Origin of the sequence: Penaeicola halotolerans, from assembly GCF_016464625.1 — a bacterium.
Classification (GTDB): Bacteria; Bacteroidota; Bacteroidia; order Cytophagales; family Cyclobacteriaceae; genus Penaeicola; species Penaeicola halotolerans.
This window is the reverse complement of the sequence record NZ_JAEAGO010000001.1, coordinates 725,065-743,213: the sequence shown is the minus strand read 5'-3', so window position 1 is coordinate 743,213 and position 18,149 is coordinate 725,065. Positions and strand designations below refer to the sequence as shown.

At 40.7% G+C, this 18,149-nt stretch carries 19 protein-coding genes; 10 read left to right on the top strand and 9 right to left on the bottom strand.

Going from position 1 to position 18,149, the window contains the following annotated elements; all coding sequences use genetic code 11:
• The 4 genes from I5349_RS03345 to I5349_RS03330 are packed head-to-tail and all read right to left on the bottom strand — an operon-like array spanning position 1 to position 4,759.
• Complete coding sequence (locus tag I5349_RS03345; protein WP_226389311.1) at positions 1 to 1,230, bottom strand: YaiO family outer membrane beta-barrel protein; 1,230 nt, start codon at positions 1,228 to 1,230, stop codon at positions 1 to 3.
• Positions 1,227 to 2,678, bottom strand: a complete 1,452-nt coding sequence (locus I5349_RS03340; protein WP_226389310.1) for a glycosyltransferase family 2 protein — start codon at positions 2,676 to 2,678, stop codon at positions 1,227 to 1,229. The genes I5349_RS03345 and I5349_RS03340 overlap by 4 nt, the downstream gene beginning before the upstream one ends.
• Positions 2,675 to 4,375 (bottom strand): HEAT repeat domain-containing protein, encoded by a 1,701-nt coding sequence (locus I5349_RS03335; RefSeq protein ID WP_226389309.1) that lies wholly within the window; start codon positions 4,373 to 4,375, stop codon positions 2,675 to 2,677. The genes I5349_RS03340 and I5349_RS03335 overlap by 4 nt, the downstream gene beginning before the upstream one ends.
• An 18-nt stretch (positions 4,376 to 4,393) precedes the next feature.
• Positions 4,394 to 4,759 carry a response regulator transcription factor gene (locus I5349_RS03330; protein WP_226389308.1) on the bottom strand — a complete coding sequence of 122 codons (366 nt, stop codon included), beginning with the start codon at positions 4,757 to 4,759 and terminating at the stop codon, positions 4,394 to 4,396.
• A gap of 198 nt (positions 4,760 to 4,957) precedes the next feature.
• Between I5349_RS03330 and I5349_RS03325 the strand changes: the two genes are divergently transcribed.
• The 3 genes from I5349_RS03325 to I5349_RS03315 are packed head-to-tail and all read left to right on the top strand — an operon-like array spanning position 4,958 to position 9,374.
• Positions 4,958 to 6,667, top strand: coding sequence for an amidohydrolase family protein (locus I5349_RS03325; protein WP_226389307.1), 1,710 nt, complete (start codon positions 4,958 to 4,960; stop codon positions 6,665 to 6,667).
• A 23-nt stretch (positions 6,668 to 6,690) separates the two neighbouring features.
• Positions 6,691 to 8,061 (top strand): amidohydrolase family protein, encoded by a 1,371-nt coding sequence (locus I5349_RS03320; protein ID WP_226389306.1) that lies wholly within the window; start codon positions 6,691 to 6,693, stop codon positions 8,059 to 8,061.
• A gap of 14 nt (positions 8,062 to 8,075) precedes the next feature.
• Positions 8,076 to 9,374 carry an amidohydrolase family protein gene (locus tag I5349_RS03315; RefSeq protein ID WP_438865885.1) on the top strand — a complete coding sequence of 433 codons (1,299 nt, stop codon included), beginning with the start codon at positions 8,076 to 8,078 and terminating at the stop codon, positions 9,372 to 9,374.
• Between the two features lie 69 nt (positions 9,375 to 9,443).
• On the opposite strand, the gene I5349_RS03310 is transcribed toward I5349_RS03315, so the two are convergent.
• Positions 9,444 to 9,779, bottom strand: a complete 336-nt coding sequence (locus I5349_RS03310; RefSeq protein WP_226389304.1) for a winged helix-turn-helix transcriptional regulator — start codon at positions 9,777 to 9,779, stop codon at positions 9,444 to 9,446.
• A gap of 87 nt (positions 9,780 to 9,866) precedes the next feature.
• Here I5349_RS03310 and I5349_RS03305 point away from each other — a divergent pair, with 87 nt between their 5' ends.
• The gene (locus I5349_RS03305; RefSeq protein WP_226389303.1) at positions 9,867 to 10,502 is read left to right on the top strand and encodes an NAD(P)-dependent oxidoreductase; all 636 of its coding nucleotides are present in this window, start codon (positions 9,867 to 9,869) and stop codon (positions 10,500 to 10,502) included.
• Positions 10,503 to 10,513: 11 nt separating this feature from the next.
• Here the strand turns inward: I5349_RS03305 and I5349_RS03300 are convergent, their stop codons facing one another.
• The 4 genes from I5349_RS03300 to I5349_RS03285 all read right to left on the bottom strand — a co-directional run bounded on the left by I5349_RS03300 (position 10,514) and on the right by I5349_RS03285 (position 13,471).
• Positions 10,514 to 11,782, bottom strand: coding sequence for a chloride channel protein (locus I5349_RS03300; protein ID WP_226389302.1), 1,269 nt, complete (start codon positions 11,780 to 11,782; stop codon positions 10,514 to 10,516).
• 96 nt (positions 11,783 to 11,878) lie between these two features.
• Positions 11,879 to 12,445, bottom strand: coding sequence for a hypothetical protein (locus I5349_RS03295; protein WP_226389301.1), 567 nt, complete (start codon positions 12,443 to 12,445; stop codon positions 11,879 to 11,881).
• Between the two features lie 49 nt (positions 12,446 to 12,494).
• On the bottom strand, positions 12,495 to 12,845 hold the full coding sequence (locus I5349_RS03290; protein ID WP_226389300.1) for a DUF2200 domain-containing protein: 351 nt from the start codon (positions 12,843 to 12,845) through the stop codon (positions 12,495 to 12,497).
• A 350-nt stretch (positions 12,846 to 13,195) separates the two neighbouring features.
• Positions 13,196 to 13,471, bottom strand: a complete 276-nt coding sequence (locus tag I5349_RS03285) for a GIY-YIG nuclease family protein (RefSeq protein WP_317194222.1) — start codon at positions 13,469 to 13,471, stop codon at positions 13,196 to 13,198.
• A gap of 117 nt (positions 13,472 to 13,588) precedes the next feature.
• Between I5349_RS03285 and I5349_RS03280 the strand changes: the two genes are divergently transcribed.
• The 6 genes from I5349_RS03280 to I5349_RS03255 all read left to right on the top strand — a co-directional run bounded on the left by I5349_RS03280 (position 13,589) and on the right by I5349_RS03255 (position 18,107).
• Positions 13,589 to 13,858, top strand: a complete 270-nt coding sequence (locus I5349_RS03280; protein WP_226389299.1) for a hypothetical protein — start codon at positions 13,589 to 13,591, stop codon at positions 13,856 to 13,858.
• Positions 13,859 to 14,142: 284 nt separating this feature from the next.
• Positions 14,143 to 15,243, top strand: a complete 1,101-nt coding sequence (locus I5349_RS03275; RefSeq protein WP_226389298.1) for a hypothetical protein — start codon at positions 14,143 to 14,145, stop codon at positions 15,241 to 15,243.
• Positions 15,244 to 15,515: 272 nt separating this feature from the next.
• Complete coding sequence (locus I5349_RS03270; RefSeq protein WP_226389297.1) at positions 15,516 to 16,358, top strand: hypothetical protein; 843 nt, start codon at positions 15,516 to 15,518, stop codon at positions 16,356 to 16,358.
• Between the two features lie 183 nt (positions 16,359 to 16,541).
• Positions 16,542 to 17,141 carry a mercuric transport protein MerTP gene (gene merTP, locus I5349_RS03265; protein ID WP_013631655.1) on the top strand — a complete coding sequence of 200 codons (600 nt, stop codon included), beginning with the start codon at positions 16,542 to 16,544 and terminating at the stop codon, positions 17,139 to 17,141.
• Positions 17,138 to 17,344: a GDCCVxC domain-containing (seleno)protein gene (locus I5349_RS03260; protein WP_226389296.1), complete on the top strand. Its 207-nt coding sequence runs from the start codon at positions 17,138 to 17,140 to the stop codon at positions 17,342 to 17,344. Before merTP ends, I5349_RS03260 begins: the two co-directional genes overlap by 4 nt.
• Positions 17,345 to 17,531: 187 nt before the next feature.
• The gene (locus tag I5349_RS03255; RefSeq protein ID WP_226389295.1) at positions 17,532 to 18,107 is read left to right on the top strand and encodes a hypothetical protein; all 576 of its coding nucleotides are present in this window, start codon (positions 17,532 to 17,534) and stop codon (positions 18,105 to 18,107) included.
• The last annotated feature ends 42 nt before the right edge of the window (positions 18,108 to 18,149 follow it).

Below are 18,149 nucleotides of genomic sequence, written 5' to 3'. Positions count from 1 at the left end.
TTAGAATAAATAGCTTAGGCCTAGTGAAAAGTTAAGGTTTCTGCGGTCGTTAGCAGGTCCTGTCTCCTCGAAAGCATACCCTGTATAGAAAAACCCTAAGTACTTCTGTCCAAACAGCTTCTGCACGCCTATTCTAGCCCTATAACTATCCAATAATTGAGTTCTTAAATCTCTAGAATTGTCATCTGGAGATACCCCCGAACTAAGCTGCAGAGAAATGAAGTCCTCTGCGGTATCAAAGTAATACCTACCCGTGAAGATATATGACTGCGAAAATGTGCCACTAAAAGGAATAATATTCACTCTAAGGTTAAACCAATAGCTACCCCAATATTTACCCAGTGAAGCAGTATATATTTCGGTAGTCTCTGCAAATTGTAAGTATCTAAAACCTATCTCTCCCTCAAAAGCCTTTGGAAAGGAACGATAAAGAGACCCACCAAATCGGTATTCAGGATATATAGAAGAGGGAGAATATCCTGCATTGAGATAGGCGTACATCTTTTTCCCTATACCTGGATAAGCATCTATTTCAAATTGGCCTCCATTTGTTTCAAATCGAGTGGCATTATTATATCTAAAAATAACTGTACCAAGTGCTTTAGTGAGTCTGCTATAATAAATCGACTGCCAGTACCAAGGGCTGATATCTCCAAAGAAAGTATCATAATCACTGGATACACCCACTGCCTGCCTTCTCATATTTCTCCTGATCGACTCCGCAAAGGCTAAAAGATTTTCTTCTGCATCTTTTTCACTCATTAGTTCATTTACGAGTGCATAGGCAGATTCATATTGCTCAAGATTATTTAGTGCTCTTGCTTTGCGCAGTCTAAGTGGAGTAGATTTGGCATTGATATCTATAAGTCCTTTTTCAGCTAATTTGAGTGCTTCTTGGTAGTTTTCAGACCAAAGCTCCACATCGATGAGCCCGAGTAGAGGGTCTTCATACTTAGGACTTAGTGCTACTGCTTTTTGTAGTTGGATACGCGCCTTATCATAGTCACCATCCCAGCTATACAGTCTGCCATACAGTGTGATGACATCTGTATATTCAGGATATTTTGCGAGTATTTGCTCACAGATCTTTCGAGCCTCACTCCTTTTGCCATCAAAAGCTAGGTCGCGCGCTTGTAGAAATAACTTATCAGGATCAATAGACTTTTCCTGTGCACTCAGTGTGAAGGCACTCCACATCGATAGAAAAGCGATTAGTAAATACTTTCTCATGATTGCTTTGGTTTAGTAGTAGGTGTCTGTGGTGCAAATCCAGCTCGAGTCATGTCACCCCATCCTCCTTTTCCTTTGAGGTAGTCTATGTAGCCATTGATACCCCACATGACTACTTTAGGGTGTGTGGTAAATGGCTCTAATAATAGTGTTTTGATGAGCTTTTTGATACTTCCCTTTTCCTCGTAATTGTTGTATGCTAGTTCTTCTAAAAAGATCGCTGACAGTGAGAATAATACTGAAAATGCATAAATCAAGATCATCAGTGTCACAAAAAAGAGGAAGTTTAGGTGTCCCATCAAAAACAGTACAATGGTAAAGAAAGCACCAAAGACTTCGACCAGCGGAGCGTACTTTTCAAAGATGAGCCAATAAGGGAAACTGATCATACCTATGGTTCTAAATCTAGGATTGAATAGAAGTTTTCTATGCATATTTAGCGTCTCGATACTTCCTCTCATCCATCGATTTCTTTGTTTTTTCAGGATTTCCTCCGTTTCTGGCACTTCAGTCCAGCAGAGAGGATCTGGGATATAGGGTACTTTATAAGGAAACTTACGTTCCTCCATGTAAGCGCGCATACGCACGATGAGCTCCATATCTTCACCAACCGTCTTGGTAGAGTATCCACCTACTTTGAGCACTAGTTCTCTATCAAAAAAACCGAAAGCTCCAGAAATCAAAATGAGTCCATCTATTTTGGCCCAAGCCATTCGACCTATTAGAAATGCTCTAAAGTATTCGATCACTTGCACCCTACCCAAAAGGGTATTGGGTAGTCGGTATTTGACCACTTTTCCATCTTTGATATCGCAGTTGTTAGCGATGCCAATGACTCCTCCTACTGCTATGACCTTTTTATTGGTTTCTTCCAAAAATGGCTTGACCATGCGCAAGAGTGCATCACTCGACAAGATACAGTCTACATCTATGCAGGCGAATAGTTTTCCAGAAGAGACATTGATGCCTACATTGAGTGCGTCTGCTTTGCCCCCATTTTCCTTATCTACTACGATGAGTTTGGCGTAAGATTTATCCTTAGATTTATAAACCCCACGGACCTTTTTGGCTTTGATCACTTCATTGTAGGCATAGTCTACTTTGACGAGATCAAATGAGTCGATCATTTTTTCTAAGGAATTGTCTTTGGAGCCGTCATTGACTATGATCACTTCAAACTTCGAATAGTGAAGCGACATGAGTGATTTGATATTTTCTACGATCGTCATCGCTTCGTTATATGCTGGTGCGATGATGGAAATCTTAGGAACTATGGGTGAAGACAAAATAGCTCGATAGTCAGTATACTTCTGCTTGAGCACATGGCTGCGCATATCTATAGCTGCTAAGATAGCTACTACTATATATGAGCTGATGATCAAAAAGCTATAGATGAATAACAGCAGTGTGATGGCCTCAACTAGAAAATGTGTCAAACTAAAAGTCATGCTGTTTCCTCCAAGTGAGGATCTTTTAAGTGTTGGTAGATACTATTTATCTTTAATGAATGTAGGGCTAGATTGGCTAGTGCTAGGTCTGCTTCAGTTTGATTGATTTGTCTCATGGCTTTGGCCAGTTCAAAGAGAACCATATGGTCTGTCTCTCGCTCGATCTCACGAGCCAAAATCTCAAAACTATGCTCATCTCCTAACTTACCGAGATACTGGATGACTGCTATCTTGAGTGTTACATCTTCTACATGGATCCACTTTTCTATAGGTCTTAAGCCATCAGCTACATTGAGTCTAAGAAAAGTCTTGAGCATCTCTCTTTTCATAGCATCGCTGTAGTTGTCCATCTCCTCTAATATCTTCTCTACAGCTATCAATTTATTGAAATATCTAATCATTTTCAAACCAAAGATCCTGACAGACTCTTGATTGGCATGAAGTAATGGTGTGAAGATGGGCACATCTTCCTTTTTGAAGCTTTTGAAAATACGATAAAGGTTTACCTGCTGCCACTCAGAAAGCGGATAGGACATATTGAGTAGAAAGTCTAGAGACTTATTTTCATCCATTTTGATGATATACTGCTGAGCCAGACTTCTTACCACATAGTTTTTACTGTTTTTGAGTTTTTTGATTTCCTTCAAATGATCAGGAATATCCAACTTCAACAGCTCATCAAGACCATCCGCTATGTTACTCCAGCGAAATGATTTGATCTTCTTTCTACTCACCTCATCAAGGCCAAGTGTCTGATAGATGGCTTTGATTTTGTCTTTGACCGTACCCTTCATATTTTGACTTAGGGTGACTAGTTCATCAAGTAGCACTTGTTTGAAGAGTGATTTATTGAGGTTGTTTTCTCCAATGATGCCAATGAGTTTGTCTTTATTGCGGCAGTCTTCTAGACTGATGTCATCATCAAAAAGCAATTCTGTCAAAGGGCCATAGACTCTTTTCTTGAAGCGCTTGATGGTCATTTTACGCGCTTTGTTTTGGTACCTGACAAAAAGGGTAATGCTAAAAAGTACAATCACTAAGATCACAAACGTGATGATCATGATCCTAATGATGAGCTTTTTTAGAAAGTTCTCCTTGCCAGATTCGTAGAACCAGCTGTAGTTTCCTCCTATAGTTTGTAGAAATATTTTCGTCAAAAAGCCCTCACTATCTGGTTCTTCTATGTATTCTTCTACTTCAAATGGTGATGTTTTTTGATCTGAAGATGAGATACTTGTAGTGCCCATCTCATTGTTTGCGTCAATATTTGATAGAGAGGCCTCAGTCAAAGTATCTTTGGCAGCGAGGAGCGATTGATAGATTTCATCTAAGGCTTTGAAGCTTATTCTCTCTTCTTGCCAATAATATACTACCCAGGCATCTTGTATTCCTTTAGCTTGAGCATTGTCTAGGTATTTCATAGCAGAAGGCCAGTCAGCTACCTTAGGAGAGACATAGCGATAGTAACCATTTGTGGTTTTTTCCTCTATTTCATATTCAATGTCATACTTATTAAAAGCAATGTCTGTAGAATCACGGCTAGCGAGGTACTGAATCCTGTAACTTAGTGAAGGGTGAATAAATCCTGCTTGAATAGTATCTTGAAGAGCAGGTGCTGCTACTAAAGAAGCCTCTTGTGCAAAAGTAGCTATCTGAATAGCCCAAGTAAAACAAAAAATAAAGGCACCTTTGATCATCTCCTTAAGATATGAGACTTAACGGATTTTTAAAAGTCTTTTCACGCGAATGACCAATTCGTTGGGATTAAAAGGCTTCGGCACAAAATCATCTGCTCCCATATTGAAGGCTTCAAGTACGGTGCTTTCTTCTTCTCCCATGGCTGAAAGTATGATTACAGGAACCTCGTGATTTTTAGCCCTGATATTTTGGAGTATTTCGATGCCGTTTTTAAAAGGTAGCATGAGGTCTGTGACCACAAGATCGGGATTTTCACTATCAAACATGCTGATTCCAGCATTGCCATCTGCTGCGATAATTACCTGAAAGCCCTCTTTTTCGAGTTTGAATTTGACCATACTCAAGATCAATTCTTCATCCTCTATGAGTAATATTTTTTTCATGCTTTAAGTATTGAATCCCAAGACAAACATAATTTTTTTTCATGGATTAATCTTGTCTAACAGAGATTTTTATCAATAAATAGGACAAAATCTTTAACCACTCTTCCTGCTGATATTCCATTCACATAAAAGATTCTAAGCCCAATCTTAATTCACTAAATTTAGTACTTTAAATATTAACCAAAAAACTATATCAGAATGAAGAGATTTACTCAAAAATCTTGGAGCAAATGGTTGATGCTACTTGCTTTTCTGGGGTATGGTTCGGTGTATGCACAGAGTGATAGCAATGGTGAAAGTCCTGTGACTAAGACCTATGCGTTCAAAAATGCCACCGTCATACAAGCCCCAGGAAAAAGCTTGAGCAAGACCACGGTCCTTGTCAAAAACGGAGTGATATCTGCTGTAGGTACGAGTGTACAGATCCCGCCAGATGCGCAGGTGATAGCAGCGGATTCGCTATACATTTATGCTGGCTTTATCGATGGTCTCAATCAGACGGGCGTCAAAAGACCAGAAAATCAAGGCAGAGTAAGGGCTGAAAACCCTGCAAAGCCTACTTACACTGAATCTGGAGTGACTCCTCAAGTAAGTGTATTAGAGCAAGTGGATTTCAAGTCTGCTCAATTAGAAGAATGGAGAAAGGCTGGCTTTACTACTGCGCATATCGTGCCTTATGGTCGTATGCTTCCGGGTAGTGGATCAGTAGTATCTCTCGCGGCTCATGGGGCAGTAGATGCGATGGTGCTGAAAGGCAACAACTCTATGTATGCTCAGTTTACTGGAGCTGGTGGGACTTATCCTTCCAACTCACTTGGCATCATGGCTATGTGGAGAGATCTTTATAAGAATGCACAGCTCAGCTGGGAGCATCAGAATCTCTATAAGGCCAATCCAAGCGGTATCGAACGTCCTATCAATGACCAAGTACTTGCTTCCTTCTACCCTACTTTGAACAAAGAAAGAGGTGTGGTATTCAATGCAACGGGCTTGCTAGAGGCTAAAAGAGCCCTTGATCTTCAAAAGCAACTTGGCTTCCCATTAATCTTGGGTAACCTTAAAGAAGGTTGGACACTGATAGACCAGATCAAAGCGTCTAATACCAAAGTCTTCCTCTCTTTAGCACTTCCTGAAAAGAAAGAAGCTAAGAAAGCTGATGGTGATGCTGCTTGGCTAGCCTCTGAAAAAGAAGCTAGAAATGAACGCATTGAAGAAGCTTACAAAATGTACGTAGCACAAGCTGCTACTTTTGAAAAAGCAGGAATCAAATTTGGTTTCGCAGGTATCGATGCTAAGTCAGGTGACTTGAAAAAGAACCTCAAAGTCATGATGGATAATGGTCTATCTGAGACGGCTGCTTTGGCAGCTTTGACTACTAATCCTGCAGAGATCCTCGGGATGTCAAATCAGCTGGGTACTGTCGAAGCAGGTAAGCTGGCCAATTTGATGATCAGCACTGCGCCTTACTTCACAGAAGATGCACAGATCAAATACATGATGGCAGATGGTATGCTCTATGAGTATGAAATCAAAGCACCTGCTAAGAAGACAAACGGAAACGGTAATGGAAATGCTAGCAATGCTAGTTTTGATCCTGCTGGCACATGGGATTTCACTAGCCCTACTCCTATGGGTGAAATCAATGGCAAAATGGTCATCGAGAAAGCAGCTAGTGGCTACACTGGTAAAATGACTGTGAATACTCCTGAGGGCTCTTCTTCAGAAGATATGACTTTGATCAAAGCTGAAGGGGACAAACTTTCTTTTCAGATCAATCAGTCAGTACAAGGCATGACCATCACGCTTAATGTTTCAGGGACTGTTAGCGGAACCAAATTCACAGGTAACATGGATACAGGTCAGTTTGGAGCATTTCCGATCTCAGCCACTAAAAATCCGGGGCTATAATTCATTTCCTAAACATGAAAATTATGAAAAAGATATTCTTCACGATAGGTTTAGTATTGACCGGATTCACTGCCATGATCGCACAGACCAAAAAAGGGTCTATGCTCATCAAAGGAGGCACAGTGATCACCGTGACAAACGGAACCTTAGAAAATACAGATGTGCTCATCCAAGATGGGATCATCAAGCAGATAGGCAAAGGCTTATCCGCTCCTAGCGGAGTGAAAGTCGTAGATGCATCGGGTCAGTTTGTGATGCCGGGTATCATCGATGCACACTCACACATTGCCCTTGACGCAGTCAATGAGGCTACTTCACCAGTGACCGCAGAAGTGTGGACTGGAGATGTGATCGATCCACTAGATATTGGAATCTACCGGGCACTAGCGGGTGGTGTGACGATCTCTCATGCGATGCACGGCTCTGCCAATGCGATCGGTGGACAAAATGTAACCCTCAAGCACAGATATGGTACGATGAATCCTGATGATCTTAAGATGCAGGATGCTCCCCGTACAATCAAGTTTGCACTAGGTGAAAACCCTACGCGTGTACACGGTAGAGGTAATAATATCCAGCCAAGAAGCCGTATGGGTGTCGAGGCTGTGATCAGAAATGCATTCTCTGAGGCACTTCAGTACAAGGATGCTTGGGCTAAGTACAATGCCGAAAAAGGCAAAAAAGGCGCAAGACCTGTTCCTCCTAAGTCTGACCTGAGAATGCAGACTTTGGTAGATATCTTGGATGGTAAGATCATCATCCACTGCCACTCTTACCGTGCAGATGAGATCTACATGCTGATCAAAGTATGTCAGGACTTCGGAATCGAAAAGTTAGTATTCCAGCATACCAATGAAGGCTTTAAAGTAGCCCCTGAATTGGCGAAATACACAATGGGTGCTTCTGTTTTTGCTGACTGGTGGGCGTATAAGTTTGAGGTGTACTACTCTACGGCTTACAATGCAGCCATCTTGATGGAAAATGGTGTAGTCACTTCTATCAACTCTGACTCTGGAGAATTGATCAGACACTTATACCATGAGGCTGGTAAGACGCAGCGTTATGGTGGATTGTCAGATGAGCAGGCCTTATCGCTGATCACCATCAATCCAGCTAAACAACTCGGTATCGCTGATAAAGTAGGTTCTATCGAAGTAGGTAAGCAAGGAGATATTGCGATCTTCAGCGCTCACCCACTATCAGTATATGCGATTCCTCAGATGACCATCATCGATGGGGTGACTTATTTTGATATCAAAAATGATCGTGACGATATGAGACTAGCTGTCAGCCCAACAGAGCAAGTAGAGCCTATCTTCTTGTCTGAGCATGATCACAAGTGTATGCAAGATACAGAGTGGTTGTTTGGTCTAGCGGAACATAGTCACGAATAGTAAACCCCAAAACCATGAACAAGATGAAAAAAATACTATATAGTTTGTTAGTGGCACTTTGTCCACTACTGGCTTTTGGGCAAATAGACGGAGAAACTCCAAAGCCTCAAGCAGGCACTTTCTTTTTGACCAATGCCAAGATCGTCACGGTGACTAAAGGAACTATCGCCAAAGGTAGTGTCTTGATCCAAGACGGAAAGATCGCTGATGTAGGTGCTAACTTGACTGCTCCATCTGGTGCGCAAGTGATCGACCTCAATGGTCTGAGCATTTACCCAGGTCTGATAGATTCAGGTACTAGTCTCGGTCTCGTAGAAGTAGGTTCAGTCCCTGAGACCAATGATAACGTAGAAATCGGTACTGTATCTCCACAGATGCAAGCTTTGACCGCTGTCAATCCTAACTCTGTCGCTATTCCAGTAACAAGAGTGAGTGGTGTGACTACAGTGATTGCTAATCCTGCAGGTGGACTATTCCCAGGTACTGCTGCTTTGATCAATCTCGTAGGATATACTCCTGATCAGATGTATGCGGGCTTCAAAGGTATCGTGATGAACTTCCCTTCTTCTGCTCGTAGAAGCAATTTTGACAGAAGAACGGATGCACAGATCAAAGAAGCTGCTGACAAGGCAATGAAAAACATCAACGATTTGATGGATAAAGCTAAACTCTATGCAGACATAGATGCTGCCACAGATGTACGCTACTATCCAGAAATGGCTGCTTTGGCGGAAGTGGTGAAGGGCAATACTACCCTACTCATCGAAGTCAATGCTGCTGCGGATATCCTTGAAGCTATCAAGTGGGTACAAGAGCGCAAAGTGAAAGCCATCTTTACTGGTGTACTTGAAGGCTGGAGAGTAGCGGATAAAATAGCAGCTGCTGGTATCCCTGTAGTGACTGGTCCGATGCTAGGTATGCCTACAAGAGGATCTGACCGCTATGATAAGGCCTATGCCAATCCAGGTTTGATGGCTAAAGCAGGTGTGAAAGTAGCTATCAGAACAAGTGATACGGAGAATGTGAGAAATCTACCTTTCAATGCAGGCTTCGCTGCTGCATATGGCATGGGCAAAGAAGAGGCTTTGAAAGCGGTGACGATCAATCCAGCTGAGATCTTTGGTGTGGCTGATAAGCTAGGTTCTATCGAAAAGGGCAAAAGTGCTACACTCTTAGTAGCAGATGGAGATCCTTTTGAGACGAAAACTAACATCATGCACGTATTCATCGATGGCTACAAGATCCCTATGACTAACCGTCAGGTGAGATTGTATCAAGAATTCTTGAAGCGTGATCCAGGATTGGTGAAATAAGCCCTTCCAGATTTTATAGATTGTAATAAGTTAAAATAGGCTGCCAAATGGTAGCCTATTTTTTTGATATCATCTCTCTTTGAGCTGTTGCTCATAGGCCTCAGCAAAATCCTTCATAGCTGCTATCAACGGTTTGGTAGCTTCTCCTACTCTGGTTAAAGAGTAAACTACTCTAGGTGGAACTTCTCCATAGTTAGTTCTGAGGACCATGCCACTTTCCACCAATGTCTTGAGCTCTTGAATCAACATCTTTTCACTGATATCAGGGATAGAGGCTTTGAGTTCGCTTAGTCTTAAGCTTTTCTGAAAGAGTTGGCTTAAGATCAACAGTTTCCACTTTCCCCCTGTCAGTTCTAAGGTGGTTCTGATGGGGCATCTATTGGTCACATATACTTTCTCTATCATACACACAAAAAGGTTAGTACTATCATTTTATGAGGGTACCGCAAATGTAGTTTTATTTGTGGCATCTCAATCGATAAATCTAATAATATGAAGACAATTGCAGTATTTGGCGGCTCAGGACGGACAGGGCAGCATTTTATCCAACAGGCACTTTCACAAGGCTATGCGATCAAAGCTTTGGTCAGAAATCCCGCTAAACTCTCTTTAAAAGATCCTCATCTGGAGATCATTCAAGGAGTTGTATTGGATAGGATGGCTATAGAAAAGACCGTCATAGGTTCGTCTGTGGTGGTTAGTCTCTTTGGCCATGTCAAAGGCTCGCCTGCTCGCTTGCAGACCAATGGCACTTCGCTGATAGTTGATGCTATGAAGAAATACGAGGTAGATAAGATCATTTCGCTTTCAGGAGGCGGTTTACCTTTTCCAGAAAAGGATGAACCAAAGTTTGCAGATAAGCTGATCCGAACGATCATGCGCATCGCTATTCCTAAAGTGCTGGATGATGCTATCGAGCACCATCAAGTATTGGTCAAAAGCGGCTTACAATGGATCATTGTGAGAGGCCCTAGACTGAGCAATGCTGCACCCAAAGGGAGCTATCGTGTAGGATGGGTTGGTGTCAATGCCAGCACACAAATAGCCAGAGCGGATTTAGCAGATTTTGTCCTCAAGCAGGTAGAAGATGATCAGTTTCTATACCAAATGCCTTTTGTGAGTTATTAAGTGTTTAATCTTTATTTACCATCCATCTGAGAACTGATGAAAGGAATCTTGGGCGCTAGAAAGTATCCTGTAAGGCTGGCGAAAAAGATCGGTATGAAATGACCAAATCCCGTCAATGTAGCCAGCAGTATGGTTGTACTCATAGGGGTTCTCGTGACACATGAGTTGATCGCAGCCATACAGCTGACTATGGCCAAGGATAGATTGATGAAGGGAAATAGCTGGTGTAAAATCAAGCCCAAACTCGTTCCTACAAAGAAAAGCGGAATGATGAAACCGCCTCTCCAGCCAGAGGTCACTGTGATAGCAATGGCTACTATTTTTAAGATCAAAATGATGATTAGCGTATTGAGCGCATAGTCTTGATGGAGCAACTCATTGACCTCATGGTGTCCAAAATACCTTGTAATCGGATAGAAGTAAGCAATGATGCCGAGTATTAGTCCTCCGATCATTGTTTTGAGATAAATAGGTAAGTCCTTTACTTCAAAAAGTAATTTGAATGTTTTGGTACACCAAATAAATAACCACCCAAATGCTGCGCCCACCAAAGCAAACAATACTGCATAGCCAAAATCAAAAATACCAGCATATTCATAGGCAGATAAATCCCAAATGGGACCTAAACCCAAATGAATGATCACCGCAAAAACAAGGTAGCTAAAACAGCTCGCCACAAAAGCTGGAATGATGGCTTTATAGTATTCTACAGCATGCTTGTGATGGAGTATTTCGAGGGAAAAAAGACTACCCCCTAGCGGAGCGCCAAATAAGGCTGTGAAGCCAGACGCCATCCCTGCGATACTAAAAGAGCGTAACTCCTCTCCTTTTAAACGTAATAGTTTTCCTAGCCAAGTACCTGTAGAGCCAGTGACTTGTACCAATGGTGCTTCAGGGCCCAAGCTTCCTCCAGAGGCTACACAAAGTAGTGAGGATAAGATCATGGATGGATTATTCTTGGGATCAAGTTTACCTTTCTTGAATCTGATATTGTTTACGATCAAGTGGATTTCGCCTGGATCTCCTATAAAATGAATCACTAAACCTGCTAAAAGTCCGCAAATACTCATCAAAGGGATTACCTGCCATCCTTTAAAAAAAGCTAAGCTATGCGTTAAAAAATTTAAGCTAATCCAGTAAACGCCTGCTATAGTCCCTCCTATGAGTCCTAGCAATGCCCACATTAGGAAGCTTCTACTGAAGACAAAAGGATTGAACTTGATGGGATAGTCTATGACATCTATGTAGCTAAGGAGCTTTCTTTTTTGCTTGATTTTCAATTGTCTGAGAATTTAGTCTTTCAATCAAGCGCGCAATTTAAACACTATATCTGAAGCGCAAAAAGATCAGAGAGTCCATTAGCATTAGTCGATTAATTATTCTTTAAAGTGCGTACTCAAAATCAATTCATATTCCTCGAGCAGTTTTTCCTCTTTGATGGCTACGTCTGTCATAGATATGGCTAGGAATTGCATGATCTGTCTCATGGACTGCTCGTTGGGTGCATAGCCTATGTTCATCAATCCAGAAAGCAGGAGATTGCTAAAGTCATTGTAAGATTGCTGATGGGTATAGAGTCTGTTGAGGTTTTGGATTTCTTGAATAGAAAGCTCATTGATCAGTCCAGTCTGTATGCCCGTCTCAAAGGCACTGCTGGTAAGCGGTATCGTCCTTACACCACCAAAAAACGAAGGCATTCTTGTGACGCCTTTATTGGCGTATAGCGCTGCTGTGTCGCGCAACTGCTCGTGGTATTCTAGCACTGAGGCGATCATGCTTTGATTCTCCATGATTTCTGCCTTGAGGCTCTCTAGTAGTGCTTCTTTCTTTTGTGCTACTTGCCTATTGCTAGACCAGTCAGATACTAAGAAACCCAGGTACACTCCTACCATGACGGGTATGATCTGTATGAAAAACTCCTTCAATCGTTTTTTAATCTTCATCTTGAGTGGTTTAAGGTAAAAGTCTTATCTAAAAATAGGGAATTAAACCTCATACCCGTAGGATCTTTTCCATTTTACGTCCTTTGGCGAGTTCATCAACTAATTTGTCTAGGTATCGGACTTTCTGTGTCAGTGGATCGGTTATTTCTTCTACTCTATAGCCACAGATGACGCCCGTGATCAGATGTGTATTGGGATGTAGCTTGGCTTGGTCAAAAAAGGCTTGAAAGGTGACTTTTTGTTCGATAAGTTGCTGCACTTTGGCATGATCAAAACCTGTAAGCCAACGAATGACCTCTAAAAGCTCTGCCTCTGTTCTACCCTTACGGACTACCTTATTGACATAGTGCGGATAGACGGATGCAAAGGTCATTTTGGCGATTCGTTCTTGAGCGTTCATGGTGTTTTGGTTTTGATGGATGAATAAAAATAGTGGATTGATAGGTGGTTTGCAATGGGGGCATGAGTGCATCAAACTTTATAATTCCTTTTTCCTAGTAAATGCTGCGACCAGCATGTTACACAAGTACAGCGACTTTTCTGCTTTGAGATCCTTCCTATCGTCAGGATGACAAAAGGGACATTTTCTGCTAAGCATGACATGTACAATGGACAAGCCTACTAATTGAAGTGTATTTCTTTGGAAATAATCCGACAGGATTGTCATCCTACTATTGGTAGACAAGCCCGAGGGACGAGGGATCTCGAAGTAGCATATTAAGGAACGCATAAGGCTAGCTGGTCGCAGTATTATATAGTATCTTCTAAAAAATCCCAGTTTGGATTAAATTGCTCTATCAATTTCACTTTTATCATCTTACTCCAACCTTTGATTTCTTTTTCTCGCATGATAGCATGTTGAATATATTGATGTCTTTCAAAATAGACCAGGTGATAACATCTGAATTTATGTGCAAACCCTTGTTTACCACCTGTCCCTTCTCTATGTTCTTTAATTCTTTTAGTCAAATGATTTGTCACTCCAGTATATAACACTGTCATTGATTGATTTGTAGTAATGTACAGGTAGTAATTATGCTGTTTCAGCTGGTTAATATAATAATTTTATCTGTTTGATGCTGCGACCAGCATGTTACACAAGTACAGCGACTTTTCTGCTTTGAGATCCTTCCTATCGTCAGAATGACAAAAGAGGCATTTTCTGCTAAGCATGATATCTACAATAGGCAAGCAGATCTATTGAAATTCATCTTTAATTTTTTAAAAAGTCCAACACATCAAAGAACGGGTAATTGGCCGATGGAGAAGCAAGATGAGAATTGTGATTTGATCATGCAAAGGGTATGGCGCGAAATGACGCATTTGGCGTATTTGGCGCATATGTCGCAAATCGACACTTTTGTCGCATATGGCGTATATGTCGCCTTATATAGGGGTGTTTTGACCCTCTAAGCGACTATAACCCTCCTTTAGGTCGGGGATAATACGGGGATAACCCCGAGGAAACCCCTATATAACGGGAAGGCATATCTAGAAAAATACAATGATTTATCTGTTTTGTTTAAAATAAATTTTTCAGAAACAATCTAAAATGACTCATCTTCTCTCATAAATTTGAAAGATTTTTATTGACTTTGTAGGGTTACTTAAGAGTTTAGTTTATATTGTTTGAAGAAGCTTTAGGATATACTGATTGCTAAGTTTTCAGAGAATGTTTAAACCATCGAAATACTTGAATGAAAATTCAAAAAATAAAATCCCTCATCTACCTATTCCTAGCTATCATCATGAGTGCCTGTGGGTCTTCGGGGGGTGTTGGTGGTTTGGTGACTTTGAAGCCTGAGGTGACCAATAAGTTTCTTAGACTTTCTGAGTTGGGAGATGATTTGGAGGTATTGGAAGTGAAGACCTCCTATCCTATCGGTGCTCAGCCTCAGATCGTCTTATCAGATCGGTTTATTTACTTGATGGATGCTACTGTCAGCATGATGCTTTATCAGTTGGATCACAAAGGTCAAGTACTGCGTCAATATGAATTAGGTTTTGATGATGATCTGAACATCCGTGGAATCAATCATCTCCTGGTCAAAGGTGATAGTCTAGGCATCGTCAGTATGTCTGATCGGATTACTTGGTTTAATGATTTGCTACAGCCCATAGGCAAGGAATCCTTGGCTGTAAAGAGTATGTATCACTATCCCTATGGTGAAGATTATCTTTCTATGATCACCTTGCCTGATGATACTTTATCTTATGATTTCGTAGCAGCTCATAGCTCTGGTATCTATCATCAAGGCATGCCGCTAAATCTTAAGGCTTACAGGTTTATCTACGAGGCTCGTACTTCGATCACTGCTTGGCAAGATCAAGTGCTCGTGTCTAAGATATTTGATGATACGCTGTATCGATTTAATAAAACTGAAGGTCTGAAACGGATGGCTTTGGTGGATTTTGGAAGTCGTGCTATTCCTCAGGAGGAGTTTAGACAGATCGAAGATGCACTTGGCATGAGGCATATTCTCTCCGAACCTGACTATGCATATCTACAAGGGGAAATTCATGCTATTCGTCCCACTCAAGTTTTGCTTAGTCTTCGCATATCAGGACAGCGTGATTGGGGACTTTGGAATCCTGAAAAGAACCGATTGGTTACTTATCGCAGTCTAAAGGATGACTTGAAAACAGGCATCGATCTGCATGAGATCAGCTCTTCCAAGGACGGGCAACTGGTCTTTGGCATGGATGGAGAGACATTTGCGAGTAAGGCCTTATCAGCTTACACTAGACAATTGGAGAAAGGGTTTGAGGAAAACTATTTTATACTTTGGTTGAAGTGAGTTTATGGATCTGTGGGATGATATCCAAGAAGCTAGCAATCCTATCATCATGAAGAGTCAGATTGGCAAGCTTGACTAAAGCCAAGTGGGGCATCCCTCACTCCTAAAAATTTCACTGAGTTGTTAGAAAATTGTGTTAGTTTGATTTATATTGATTCATCAATAAAAAATAACACTGACAGAAAATCAGGCTTATCCCTCCTACAGTAGCTGGCTAAGTCTGATAAGTGTCAGGGGTATCTACAAGTTACCAGCGAGTTAAAAAACCACGTATGAAGAAAATTATTTCCCTTTTGCTATTAGTGGCAATTACATCCTGCACTCAAGGTCAGGAAGTCATTTTTAAGTCAAGGTTTTTACCTGAAAAAGAGTATTTTACATCAAGCTCGACTGATTCAAAAAACATCCTGAATGTATCAGGTCCCGAAGAAAGAATATTGAAAATGAAGGAAAATGGGTTTGTTTTTCCTATTGAAAGCATTACTCAAACTCAAATTCAAACCGAAATGAAAAACGGGGAGAAACAAGATGATGAAAGCTTTTTATATACAATGCTTTATAAGTCCATAAATACAACAACTATACAAAATGGAAAAAAAGAAGAAAAAGAAAACCCAATGACAGGGTTGGTTGTGGAAGGAAAATACAAATCAGGTGGCCAAGTTGAAGTTTTGAATATAATAAGTGATAAAGTAAATGATGCTACAAAAAACATAATTAAATCCTCTCTAGAAACAGTCACGCAAAGTATTCCTTTTCCAGAAGAGCCAATGAAAATTGGCGACTCATTCAATCAGGTTATACCTATGACAATTCCTGTGGCAGATTTAGCAAGCGTTAATGTAATAATTTCGACTACTTATACTTTAGAAGAAATAAATAATGATTTTGCTTATTTTAACCTATATCAGGAAATTAAACTAAATATGGATCAAGAATCAGCAGAAATTACAGCAGACGGAAAAGGAACTGGAAAAGCCATTTATAATACCAAGTTCAACTTTGTGAAAGATTACGGTACTGATTTAGAAATGAAAATATCAGTCGGAGTAGAAGATTTGATTTTTACAAATGAATTGGTCACAAAAACAAGTCAAAAGGTAGAAATAAAATAAAACCCGCTGGTAACAGCACCTAAGAAAACATGGGGCGCCATGCCGTAAAAGAAAGGTTTGTTCCTCGAACTAACTATTGTTCTAACAGACAAGTAATCGCTCCGAAATGCCTCACGTTTCTTAGCTGCAAAACGTTATGCGGCAGCTTAAAAGACAACAACCAACGACATTGACAGTAAGAAAATGAAATCAGATAATAAACTTGCAGGACTTGGACTTTTGACAGCAATTTCGGCATCACTATGCTGCATTACACCTGTTTTGGCTCTGTTGGCTGGAACAAGTGGACTTGCTTCTACTTTCTCTTGGCTTGACCCATTCAGACCATATTTAATTGGCTTGACAGTTTTGGTTCTTGCGTTTGCTTGGTATCAAAAACTGAAACCTCAAAAACAAATTGACTGCTGCGACACAACTGAAAAAACACCCTTTATTCAGACAAAAAAGTTTTTGGGTTTCGTAACAGTTTTTGCAGGACTGATGCTTGCGTTTCCAAGTTATGTCCACATATTCTTTCCAAAGACAGAAAGTCAAACAATCATAACCGACCAATCAAACATTAAAACAGCAGAATTTACAATTAACGGAATGACTTGTGCAGGTTGTGAAGAAAACGTAAATCACGAAGTAAATAAACTGACAGGAATAATTAAGACGAATGTTTCTTACGACAACGGCAACGCAATCATAGAATTTGATAGAACTCAAACCGACATTCAAGAGATAGAAAAAGCCATAACTAAAACAGGCTATTCCGTAACCGACAAAAAAGAAATAAAATGAACATAATCCTGCAATCAACTATCACTTGCCCTGAATGTGGACATAAGAAAGAAGAAACTATGCCGACAGACGCTTGCCAATATTTTTACGAATGTGAAAAATGCAAACAAGTTCTAAAACCAAAACAAGGCGACTGCTGTGTTTATTGTAGCTACGGAAGTGTTGCTTGTCCACCAATTCAGCAGGACAAAAAATGTTGCTGACAGACGGAAAACAAAGAAGCCCAGCCACTAACAGCGGTTTGGCAAAAGTGGCGGTTCAGTGCTTCGTATGACAGTTTTTCGTAAATTTGAAGTGTGTGCTTCGTATGAACATTTGTGGTTAAATCGCCACCTTCGCCAAGCCGCAAAACGTTAGGCACCATTTTAGGACAACCCAATTCAAGACAAAGTGACGACAGAAAAACGACACGAAATATTAAACGCTTTGCCAACTTATGGGCCGATGTATGTTCCTGTAACCGAGAATGGAGAACCCTTCTATTCCGAAGGATTTCCTGTTCGCTTTTACAAAACAGACGGAACTGAATGGGTTGCAAACTTTCAACCGGGTTGGACAGACTTAAAAAAAATAATAGAGTTTGACAAAACTCCGAACTTGTTGGTTATAGCATGCGGGACTTGTTACATAATGAACCCAGATGACACAAAGCCTATTAAAGTTTTTGGAGTTGGCTATTCAGGCATTTTTAAAGCGAGCAAAGACAGAATTATTTTGCAAGACCAAACCGACCTGTCAATTATTGAACCTGACGGAACACATTGGGATACAGAAAGAATTTCGTGGGACGGATTAGCTGAAATTAAAGTTGAGGATAATTTGGTATCAGGACTTTCTTATGACCCAATGCACGATGCTGACGAGTGGGTTCAATTTACTTATGACCTTGACACACGGTCTTTGACAGGTGGCAGCTATCACAAATACGACATTAAAAATGCTAAACCTTGTTGGAAAATATGGTGAAACAAAAAACGGTGCATAACAGGCGTTTGGCAAAAAAGCGGG

Bases quoted from the DNA above. Each gene is read 5' to 3' on its own strand.
- I5349_RS03345 (WP_226389311.1), bottom strand. From the start codon at position 1,230: ATGAGAAAGTATTTACTAATCGCTTTTCTATCGATGTGGAGTGCCTTC.
- I5349_RS03340 (WP_226389310.1), bottom strand. From the start codon at position 2,678: ATGACTTTTAGTTTGACACATTTTCTAGTTGAGGCCATCACACTGCTG.
- I5349_RS03335 (WP_226389309.1), bottom strand. From the start codon at position 4,375: ATGATCAAAGGTGCCTTTATTTTTTGTTTTACTTGGGCTATTCAGATA.
- I5349_RS03330 (WP_226389308.1), bottom strand. From the start codon at position 4,759: ATGAAAAAAATATTACTCATAGAGGATGAAGAATTGATCTTGAGTATG.
- I5349_RS03325 (WP_226389307.1), top strand. From the start codon at position 4,958: ATGAAGAGATTTACTCAAAAATCTTGGAGCAAATGGTTGATGCTACTT.
- I5349_RS03320 (WP_226389306.1), top strand. From the start codon at position 6,691: ATGAAAAAGATATTCTTCACGATAGGTTTAGTATTGACCGGATTCACT.
- I5349_RS03315 (WP_438865885.1), top strand. From the start codon at position 8,076: ATGAACAAGATGAAAAAAATACTATATAGTTTGTTAGTGGCACTTTGT.
- I5349_RS03310 (WP_226389304.1), bottom strand. From the start codon at position 9,779: ATGATAGAGAAAGTATATGTGACCAATAGATGCCCCATCAGAACCACC.
- I5349_RS03305 (WP_226389303.1), top strand. From the start codon at position 9,867: ATGAAGACAATTGCAGTATTTGGCGGCTCAGGACGGACAGGGCAGCAT.
- I5349_RS03295 (WP_226389301.1), bottom strand. From the start codon at position 12,445: ATGAAGATTAAAAAACGATTGAAGGAGTTTTTCATACAGATCATACCC.
- I5349_RS03290 (WP_226389300.1), bottom strand. From the start codon at position 12,845: ATGAACGCTCAAGAACGAATCGCCAAAATGACCTTTGCATCCGTCTAT.
- I5349_RS03280 (WP_226389299.1), top strand. From the start codon at position 13,589: ATGACAAAAGAGGCATTTTCTGCTAAGCATGATATCTACAATAGGCAA.
- I5349_RS03275 (WP_226389298.1), top strand. From the start codon at position 14,143: ATGAAAATTCAAAAAATAAAATCCCTCATCTACCTATTCCTAGCTATC.
- I5349_RS03270 (WP_226389297.1), top strand. From the start codon at position 15,516: ATGAAGAAAATTATTTCCCTTTTGCTATTAGTGGCAATTACATCCTGC.
- merTP (WP_013631655.1), top strand. From the start codon at position 16,542: ATGAAATCAGATAATAAACTTGCAGGACTTGGACTTTTGACAGCAATT.
- I5349_RS03260 (WP_226389296.1), top strand. From the start codon at position 17,138: ATGAACATAATCCTGCAATCAACTATCACTTGCCCTGAATGTGGACAT.